This is a genomic window from Rheinheimera sp. (genome assembly GCF_020217005.1).
Classification (GTDB): Bacteria; Pseudomonadota; Gammaproteobacteria; order Enterobacterales; family Alteromonadaceae; genus Pararheinheimera.
Window position 1 is genome coordinate 1 of the sequence record NZ_JAIWOI010000267.1, and the last position, 10000, is coordinate 10000.

A 10000-nucleotide genomic window follows, 5' to 3' on the forward strand; every position below is an offset into this window, starting at 1 on the left:
AGGGGTGGCAGAGCGGTTTAATGCACCGGTCTTGAAAACCGGCGAAGGTTAATAGCCTTCCGAGAGTTCGAATCTCTCCCCCTCCGCCATTATTCTTATAACCCGTATCGGCGAAAGCTTATACGGGTTTATTTTTTTCTTGGATCTGAATTTAGTCTTTCTAAGACATAAAAAAAGCCGCACCAGGCGGCTTGGTTTATTGATCCAGGCTTAATGCACAGCTGTACAACTCATACAAACTGAGTAAATGCCCTTTGGATCGTTAAATTGCTCCAGTACCTTAAAGTCCTGATTCATTTGCGTCACTATATGTTTCAGCATTGGACCTAAAGCTGAATCTTTAGCTTGTGGTAGCAGAGCCTGGACTGTACTTGAAGCGAACATATCACGCAATAATTGTTCGGTTGGGGTTAATTCCTGCTCCATTACCTTGATATCGTATTGTTTTAATCCAGCCTTTTCTGCAGCTGCAGCTATAGCGTCATCAAAGGTACCTAACTTATCGACCAAACCAAACTCCAGGGCTTTAGTACCTGTCCAAACCCGGCCTTGAGCTACTTTATCAACAGCTTCTTTGGTCATGCCACGATGCTCGGACACCATACTGATGAAGTCGTCATAACCTTTATTTATCAGCAACTGAAAAATGCCCGACATTTCTGGGGTCAGTCCTTTGAACAGAGGTAAACCTGAACTTAAGCCAGCCAGTTCTGATGTACCTACGCCATCAATATTCAGCCCTAACACAGGCAATGCGTTTTCCAGTGTGTGGAATAAGCCAAAGATACCGATTGAGCCAGTGATGGTAGTTGGAGATGCCCAAATCTCATTGGCGGGCGCTGCAATCCAGTAGCCACCAGAAGCAGCGACTGCACCCATAGAGGCGATCACTGGTTTACCTGCTGCTTTTAACAATTTGATTTCCTGACCTATAATTTCTGACGCAAAAGCACTGCCACCGCCGCTATCGATGCGCAGCACAACAGCTTTTACTTTGTCATCAAAACGGGCGCGACGTAACAAGGCTGCTGTCGAGTCACCACCTATAGTGCCGGCTTTGGCCGAACCATCGATGATAGTGCCACGGGCGACTACTACTGCTACTTTTTCAGTTAATGGATTGTCATAGTGAGCAGGAAGTAGAACCTGTGCCTGATAATCTTTGAATTGGATCTGGTTAAAGCTATGTTTTTCGCTCTCACCAACCAGTGCAATTAAGTCTTGGCGGAACTCTTCGCGGCTTTTGATGCTGTCGACTAATTTGGCATCCAGTGCATATTGTGTCATGTCACCGTTAACCGCCTGAAGTTTCTGATACAAGCCGGTAATAGTTTCATCAAAATTGTCGACTGCAAATCCACGACGCTCTGCAACTTGTTGCTTATAACCAGCCCACAGCTCGTCTAACCAGGCTTTATTTGCCTCTTTAGCTTCATCCGACATGTTATCGCGGATAAAAGGTTCAACCGCAGATTTGTAGGTGCCTACCTTAAACACATGGGTGGTAATTTTTAATTTTTCCAAGGCAGATTTGTAATACATAGGATAACTGCCAAAACCTTCGAGCATTACCGTACCCATGGGGTTCAGATTGATACTGTCTGCATAGGAAGCCAGAAAATAGTGGTTTTGATTATAATAGTCACCTGTGGCTAATACTTTTTTGCCTGCAGCTTTAAAGTCCTGTAAGGCTGTGCCGACCATGGTCAGTTTGTCCATGGAACCAGAGCCAAAAGCAGATAGATCCAGCACAATTGCTTTGATACGATCATCAGTTTTAGCCGCCTGTATAGTTTTTAACAGGTCAGTCACTAAAATTTCAGGTTCTTCTTCTTCTGACCCCATACTTTCGTTCAGTACCTGGTCTAAAGGATCTACATAGCGTTTTTCTTCCACCAGATCCCCGGATAAATTCAAAACCAGGGCTGCACTTTCCGGTACCTCAACTTTATCGTCACCACTGAAAATAGAGACCAGTACAAAAATAAACAAAATCGCAAAAATCAGATTAAAAGTGATATGACGAACCAGACTGATAGCGCGCCAAATAGCACCAAAAAAGCGTCTTAAGATCCCAGGTTTTTTCTCAGACATATGATGTACCTATAGTTTCGGCAAAGTAGTAAAAAGCTATGCTACCGAATTTAGCTCTAAAGCTCAGGGTGGAATTTGTAACTAAATGTATATTCGGCGAAGTGATTGAGAGCCGTGGCTTAGGTGGGCAGATAAAAACAGGGCTGGGTAGGAGCAAACCTATGGGCAACTCATGCTGATAAAGATTCCTCAGTACTTGCATCTAATTACTTTGGGTATATCTTGCGATAAAGCAGTAAAACGGCTACATTCATGCTATTCAACAGGTACGACCAGAGAGAAGATTGTGGCATATCCGCATTTATTGGCCCCACTGGATTTGGGCTTCACTCAGTTAAAAAATCGAGTCATTATGGGTTCTATGCATACTGGCTTGGAAGAAGAAAAACAGGGATTTGACAAACTAGCTGCATTTTACGCAGAGCGCGCTAAAGGTGGCGTCGGCTTAATTATTACCGGAGGTATCAGCCCGAATTTTCGTGGTAACCTTGTGCCCTTTGGCAGTCAATTGACCTGGTGGTGGCAGGCGGCTAAGCACAAAAAGGTTACGCAGGCGGTGCATCAGCACGGAGGAAAAATTTGTATCCAGTTGCTGCACGCTGGGCGCTATGGTTATCATCCTTTTAGTGTGGCACCCAGTGCAGTGCAATCACCAATCACGCCTTTTAAACCTAAAGCCTTATCTGAACGCCAAATCCGCAGTACCATCTCAGACTTTGCTCATTCTGCCAAATTAGCTAAAAAAGCAGGTTACGATGGTGTTGAAATCATGGGTTCAGAAGGTTACCTGCTAAACCAGTTTCTCTGTGCCCGCACTAACCAGCGCACTGATCAATGGGGGGGAAGCTTTGAAAACCGATGTCGTTTTGTACTTGAAATTCTAAAAGCGGTGCGCCACGCCTGTGGCCCGGATTTTATTATTATCTACCGTCTGTCTATGCTGGATTTGGTCGAAGACGGTAATAGCTTTGATGAAGTCGTTGCTTTGGCTGCATCTGCAGCTGCTGCCGGCGCCACTATGCTCAATACAGGGATAGGTTGGCATGAAGCCCGAATTCCAACCATAGGCACCATGGTGCCGCGCGCGGCTTTTAGTTGGGTCACAGAGCAGGTGCGTAAACATGCCAGCATACCGGTGATTGCAACAAACAGAATTAACGATCCGCAAGTCGCTGAAACTATTCTCCAATCAGGACAAGCTGATATGGTCTGTATGGCGCGGCCTTTCCTCGCTGATGCTGAGTTTGTTAACAAAGCAGCGGCGAACCAGGCTTATTTGATTAACACCTGCATTGCATGTAATCAGGCCTGTTTGGACCATGTGTTTCAGAAAAAGCGTGCAAGTTGTTTGGTCAATCCAAGAGCTTGTTACGAAACAGAACTTAATTTTGAAACTGCAGTTTCGAAGAAAAAAATTGCGGTGGTTGGAGCAGGTCCAGCCGGATTGGCATTTAGTGTTTACGCAGCATCCCGAGGTCATCAAATTAGGTTATTTGATCGTGCCGGCGAAATTGGCGGTCAGTTTAATTACGCCAAACAAATTCCGGGTAAAGAAGAGTTTCATCAGACATTACGATATTTCGCTGAAATGCTGAAACTGCATAAGGTTGACGTCCAGCTTAATTCTGAGCAAACGGCAGAAAGCCTGGCCGCGGGCGGTTATGATCACGTTGTGTTATGCAGTGGTATCAAGGCCCGTCAGTTGGATATCCCAGGATTTGACCACCCAAAAGTGTTGAGTTATCTGGATGTACTGAAGCATCACAAGCCAGTTGGCCAGAATGTCGCTGTGATTGGGGCGGGTGGTATTGGTTTTGACGTATGTGAATATTTAACAGAGCCTCATTCTTTGACTTTGCAACCAGAAGCCTGGTTAAAAGACTGGGGTATTGATAAAGGCTACCAAAGTCGTGGCGCTTTGCTCTCTGATGCTGCTTCCGAGCCTTCGGAACGCAAAGTATTTTTGTTACAACGAAAATCCAGTAAAGTCGGCGCAGGCTTGGGGAAAACCACTGGCTGGATCCATCGCAGCTCATTAAAGAAAAAGGGCGTAGAGATGCTCTCCGGTGTTAGCTACCTCAAGATTGATGACGCTGGCCTTTGGATCAGTATAGATGGCAAAGAACGTTGTCTGGCGGTGGATAATGTCATCGTTTGCGCAGGGCAGGAGCCTGAACGCAGCTTACAGCAGCAATTGCTGGATGCCGGACAAAAAGTCCATTTAATAGGCGGAGCTGATGTTGCCGCAGAACTGGATGCTAAAAGAGCTATTAGACAAGGTGCCGAATTAGCAGCCCAACTTTGATAACAAGCTCCAGCCGGGGTCTGCCCTGAGCTGGAGCCTGATCAACAGGGTACTGTTTTACGCTTTGATCGAACTGCTGAAATATATTTTTCTAAATTTCACTTGCTAAGCCCCCCTAATTCCCGCTATTACTCAGGTCGTGATTGCATTCGTATGCATAAGTGTTTTGATCACTAGTGGTGCGCTGCTGCATCCTTGCACCAAAATGGATTTTTGTCATATCAGTGTCATCTGGTATTGATGAATTAAATGTTCACAGAAGCATTGATTCGATTGGGGACTTGAGAATTCTACAGACATGAGATGCTTGTGGTATTAGCTTTGCTTTCACGACCACTGAGTAAAAATAAAATTCAAATCGTTTATCAACAGGGAGATTTTTATGTCTGGTGTACTTACCATGATTTTAGCGGGGGGCGAAGGGACCAGGCTGGCACCTTTGACGGGAGTCAGAGCAAAACCGGCTGTGCCTTTTGGTGGCAATTACAGAATTATCGATTTTGTACTGAACAACTTTGTCAATTCTGACTTACTGCAAATTTTTGTAATCACTCAGTTTAAGTCACATTCGCTGATGAAACATTTGAGCCGAGCCTGGCGGGTGACCGGTTTAACCAACAGGTTTATCGATCCTATTCCTGCTCAGATGCAGACTGGTAAACACTGGTATCTGGGCACTGCTGATGCGGTTTACCAGAATATACACTTGATCCATGGTCTGGACCCGGAAGAAGTTTGTGTTTTTGGTGGTGATCACATCTACAAAATGGACGTGCGGCAAATGCTGAATTATCACAGGCAAAACCATGCGTTGCTCACCGTTGCTGCTATCCCTGTTCATGTGTCTCAGGCCCATGAGTTTGGTGTAATAGAAGTTGATAGCAGCGGTAAAATGATCGGCTTCGAAGAAAAACCTAAGTCCAACCCTAAAACTATACCCGGCAGGCCTGATTATGTATTGGCTTCCATGGGCAACTATATTTTTGATGCCAAGACGCTAGTGGATGTGCTGAATGAAGATGCGGCACAAATTGATTCTAAACATGATTTTGGTCACAATATAATTCCTAAAATGTATCCGGATGGCCGGGTCTATGTCTATGATTTTTCGACTAATGTGATTCGTGGTGAACAAGACGACTCTAAAGGTTACTGGCGTGATGTCGGAACTCTTGATTCTTACTATGAAGCAAATATGGACCTGATTTCTGTGCAGCCCCCTTTGGATTTGTACAATAAATATTGGCCCTTACGTAGTTACACTCCACCAATGCCGCCAGCTAAGTTTGTACACGATGAAGCTAACAGAACAGGGCAAGCTATTAGCTCAATGGTGGCCTCGGGCTGCATTGTCAGTGGTGCTATCGTTTATCAGTCGATTTTGGGGTATAACACCGTAGTTCACAGTCATGCTTATATTGAAAAAAGTGTGCTGATGGGAAATAACGATATTGGACGAGGTTGCCGTATTCGTCGTGCTATCATCGACAAAGATGTGAAAATTGCGCCGAATACCATCATTGGTGAAGATCCGGTATTAGATCGTCAGCGTTTCCACGTATCTGCTGATGGTGTAGTAGTGATCCCCAAAGGGGCAATGGTAGGATTTGACTGATACTGTAGCGTTAAAGGCCGCAGTTCAGAATGCGGCCTTTAGTGGGATATAAGCAATGCGTGTGTTGTTCTTGTGTAGTGAATTTGAAGGTGTGATCAAGACTGGGGGACTGGCAGATGCCAGCCGGGGTTTGGCATTACAGATGCAAAAGCTAGGTCATGAAATCAAGGTAGTTTTACCTCGTTATGGCAGCATATATTCTGTGCCTGTAGAACAGCAGTGGCGTTCTGTGTATTTTGCTCTGGGTGGACTAGCTCAGGGCTGCGCTGTACGTCAGGTTACTGATGCGGAAGTACCTCTGCTCCTGATCGAGCACCATGACTATTTCGGCCGTCCGCGCCCATATGACGATGGTCATCAGGCTTATTCAGACAATGTTTTGCGATTCGCCTTTTTTTGTAAAGCAGCTTTGCAGTATTGCGTTGATACGGGGTGGGTGCCAGATGTGATCCATGGGCATGACTGGCAAACAGGTATTGCAGCCTATTACCTGAAGCAGTTTTATCAGCAGGCTTTGCCAGGCACCAAAATGCTGTTTACCATTCATAACGGCGCTTACCAGCAAGCATTGTCTGCAGCAGACCGCGCTCAGACCGAAGTGTATCCTGTCAGTTCTCTGGCTGGTTCCAGTATGTTGGCTTTGGGTTTAGCTTATGCTGATAAAGTCAATACTGTCAGTAAGGGTTATGCGGCTGAATTATTGTCTGAACCAGCAGCTAATGGATTAGCCGCGCTGTATCTGGCTCGTGGAGCGGATTTTACCGGCATATTAAATGGCTGTGATTATGAGCTATGGGATCCGGCGACAGACATTCATTTAAACAGTAAATTCAGTCTTAACAACCTCAGTGGCAAGTCAGCCTGTAAAACATTGCTCAGACAACGTTATGGGCTGGAACAAAATTCATGGCCACTTTTTGTGCTGGTAAGCCGGGTCACAGAACAAAAAGGTTTTGCTTATTTGCTGCCAGCGATAGAGCAATGGTTGAATAGTGCCAATGCGCAGGTATTGATGATGGGTACTGGTGATCAAGGTTATGTCGGTAGATTGCATGCATTAAACCTGAGGTACCCCGATCGATTTGTATTTGTGGAAGGATTTGATGAAGCTTTATCACATCAGGTTGAGGCTGCCGGTGATTTCTTTTTGATGCCGTCTTTGTTTGAACCTTGTGGTTTAAATCAGATTTATAGTCTGCGTTACGGCACTGTTCCTCTGGTACGTCTGACTGGTGGCTTAAAAGATACGGTGAGGGATTTAGCAGATTCGGAAGCGACAGGCATTGGTTTTGTTGAGCCGTCAGCGGAGGATTTACTGCACGCCTTACAGCGGGCTCTGGCCTTATATCAGAATGCTGATCTTTACAAGGCAGTGCAACAAAGAGGAATGCAGCAGCGTTTTGGGTGGTCTGAAAGTGCAGCTCAGTATCAGGCTTTGTATCTGGATCTGAAGAACTGAGCAAAAAATGGCCATTGTTATTTTTGTCCAGTCCTTGTACAAACAGCATTAATGCTAACGAAAGCTGTTGTGCGGACAAAATAAAGTTTGGTAGCCTTACGGCCAGGTCTATGGCTTTATACGAGCTAAATCAAAGGGTTTTACTATGGATGCTGTTACATTACTGACGACTCGTTACTCGTCGGCACGTTTAACTGAACCTGCACCAAGTGGTGAGGCTTTGGCTATTATCAAACAAGCTGCTTTACAGGTGCCAGATCATGGTCATTTAAGACCCTGGCGTTTTGTGGTGGTGAATGGCCGTAAGTCACTGGAAAAATTAGGCGATATTTTCGCTGAAGCGGCACTCGAAGAAGATCCCTCAGTAGGTAATGAATTAATTGAACGGGCCCGACAGCTGCCTTTACGGGCGCCTATGGTTATTGTTTGTATTGCCAAATGTGTCAATCATCCAAAAGTACCCCTGTCAGAACAAACTCAGTCGGCTGCCTGTGCGGTCATGGCTATGCAACAAGCAGCTTTTGCCTTAGGTTTTGGCGGGATATGGCGTACTGGTGCCTATACTCAGTACGAATTTGTTAAACAGGCTTTTGAACTCGGCGAAGATGACGAGATTGTAGGTTTTTTGTATTTAGGAACCTGCGCCCAAGAAGTTCCAAACAGAACTCCTTTGGCGGTCGAAGAGTTTTTCACTGATTACAACTAGCGGTGTTCAGAGGCCGCTTTATCCCTTTGTTATAAAGCGGCTCTTTCCTATTCTGCTTTGAGTATTTCCTCCGGCTGACTTTTACTTGTCAACTTGAGTTGGTACCACCAGGGTTTTTTGTAATCAGCTTTGTATAAGTGTTCTAGTTCTATCGACTGACCGAAGACTGGTGTAAGTAGCGATACCTGATAGGCCTTAGCTGCGACTTCTAATCTATCCAGCGGCTCAAACCAGTTGTGCATCGCTAAATCAAAGCTGCTGTTGTGGATGGGGATCATATATTTACCCTGCAAATCCAGGTGAGCACGCAGAGATTGTTCCGGCATCATATGGATATCAGCCCAGAGCTCGTTGTAGGCGCCTGTCTCTATCAATGTCAGGTCAAATGGGCCCAGTACTTCACCAATTTGTTTAAAGCCTGAAAAATAACCGCTGTCGCCACTGAAAAAAACATTCAATTTGTCAGTACGGATAGCCCAGGACGCCCACAAAGTTTTGTTCTTATCATTCAGACCCCGACCGGAAAAATGCTGCGCTGGTGTTGCTGTTAATTGAACTCCATGCAATTGAGTGTGCTGCCACCAGTCCAGACTGATAATTTTGTGTTGTGGAATACCCCAGCTGATAAGATGCTGCTCAACTCCCAGCGGCACAATAAAATGTTCGGTCCGGTCCTTTAACGCAATTATGCTCTGTTTATCTAAATGATCGTAATGATCATGGGACAGAATGACGCCGGCTAACGCTGGTATATCAGCTAATTCTATCGGCAACTCGTGAAAACGTTTCGGACCAGCCCATTGCACAGGTGAAGCGCGTTCAGAAAATACCGGATCAGTGAGCCAATAGTTGCTATTAAGCTGGAGCAAAAGAGTAGAGTGGCTGATTTTATATAACCTAGCCTCAACTCCGGCTTTCTCCGGTAGTTGAAACTTCTGTACAGGCAAAGGAAATGCCGGAGTACGTTCTTGATTGCCATTCTTAAGGTATTGCCAGAGGATTTGCGGCAACTTGGAAAAGCCGGCCTCATTGGCACCTGAGCTGTTCATATATCTTTGGTTTTCATCGGTGGTAGATAAATAAGATGTCATAGCAACTCCGGCAAACAATAGTGGTGTAAAAATAAGCTTATAGTGTCGGAAGGCCATCAGAGGGTCCGCTAAAAGTAAACTACACAGTGCAGTGTACTTAATTTGCTTCAAAAGTAAACTGCTGAGTGTAATAATGTCGGAATATTTTGTAAGGCAGAGCAAATAGAGTGAAAGCGGAAGTAAAACCAAAACTGACACGCTCAGAACAAAAAAAACAGGATGTGTTGCAGGCTGCAATTCAGGAGTTTCGCTTGTTTGGTTTTGCCGGTGCCAGTATGGATAGAATAGCAGAGCAGGCGGGGGCCTCTAAGCGCACTGTATACAATCATTTTGCCAGTAAAGAGCAGTTGTTTGAACTGGCGACTACTGAATTGTGGCGTAGCAGCAAATCTGCTGCCAGCGTTGCTTTTGACCCTTCGCTGTCGGCGGAACAACAGTTATTGACTATATGCCGGCAATGTCTGGCCGTGTATGAGCAGGAAGATTTTATTGAACTGGCGAGAGTGGTGATGGCTGAGTATATCCGCAGTCCCGAAAAAGCTCAGGCAGCTATGCAGCGTATGGAAAGTCAGGAAGGGGGACTCGAACTTTGGCTGGCGCAGGCGCAGCAACATAATGTTATGACTATCCCGGATATTAAGCTGGCGGCGACTCAGTTTTGGGGAATGTTTAAAGCTTTTGCCTTCTGGCCAAGGGTGTTTAATTTAAGTACTGAAACTAAAGTAGATGA

7 protein-coding genes are annotated in these 10000 nt (G+C 45.4%); 5 read left to right on the top strand and 2 right to left on the bottom strand.

Going from position 1 to position 10000, the window contains the following annotated elements:
• Nucleotides 1-210: 210 nt before the first annotated feature.
• Nucleotides 211-2094 carry a signal peptide peptidase SppA gene (gene sppA, locus LDL40_RS13020; RefSeq protein ID WP_300995806.1) on the bottom strand — a complete coding sequence of 628 codons (1884 nt, stop codon included), beginning with the start codon at nt 2092-2094 and terminating at the stop codon, nt 211-213.
• Between the two features lie 283 nt (nt 2095-2377).
• Here sppA and LDL40_RS13025 point away from each other — a divergent pair, with 283 nt between their 5' ends.
• From LDL40_RS13025 to LDL40_RS13040, 4 genes are all read left to right on the top strand, one after another.
• On the top strand, nt 2378-4399 hold the full coding sequence (locus LDL40_RS13025) for an FAD-dependent oxidoreductase (RefSeq protein WP_367304328.1): 2022 nt from the start codon (nt 2378-2380) through the stop codon (nt 4397-4399).
• 382 nt (nt 4400-4781) lie between these two features.
• Entirely contained in the window at nt 4782-6014 is a 1233-nt protein-coding gene (gene glgC, locus LDL40_RS13030) for a glucose-1-phosphate adenylyltransferase (protein ID WP_300995808.1), read from the top strand.
• Nucleotides 6015-6069: 55 nt separating this feature from the next.
• Nucleotides 6070-7473 (top strand): glycogen synthase, encoded by a 1404-nt coding sequence (locus tag LDL40_RS13035; RefSeq protein ID WP_300995809.1) that lies wholly within the window; start codon nt 6070-6072, stop codon nt 7471-7473.
• Nucleotides 7474-7618: 145 nt separating this feature from the next.
• Nucleotides 7619-8179, top strand: a complete 561-nt coding sequence (locus tag LDL40_RS13040; RefSeq protein ID WP_300995810.1) for an NAD(P)H nitroreductase — start codon at nt 7619-7621, stop codon at nt 8177-8179.
• Nucleotides 8180-8226: 47 nt separating this feature from the next.
• Here the strand turns inward: LDL40_RS13040 and LDL40_RS13045 are convergent, their stop codons facing one another.
• Nucleotides 8227-9270 (bottom strand): MBL fold metallo-hydrolase, encoded by a 1044-nt coding sequence (locus LDL40_RS13045; RefSeq protein ID WP_300995811.1) that lies wholly within the window; start codon nt 9268-9270, stop codon nt 8227-8229.
• Nucleotides 9271-9437: 167 nt separating this feature from the next.
• Between LDL40_RS13045 and LDL40_RS13050 the strand changes: the two genes are divergently transcribed.
• Nucleotides 9438-10000 (top strand): TetR/AcrR family transcriptional regulator (locus LDL40_RS13050; protein ID WP_300995812.1); only part of this gene is annotated, 563 nt, incomplete at its 3' end.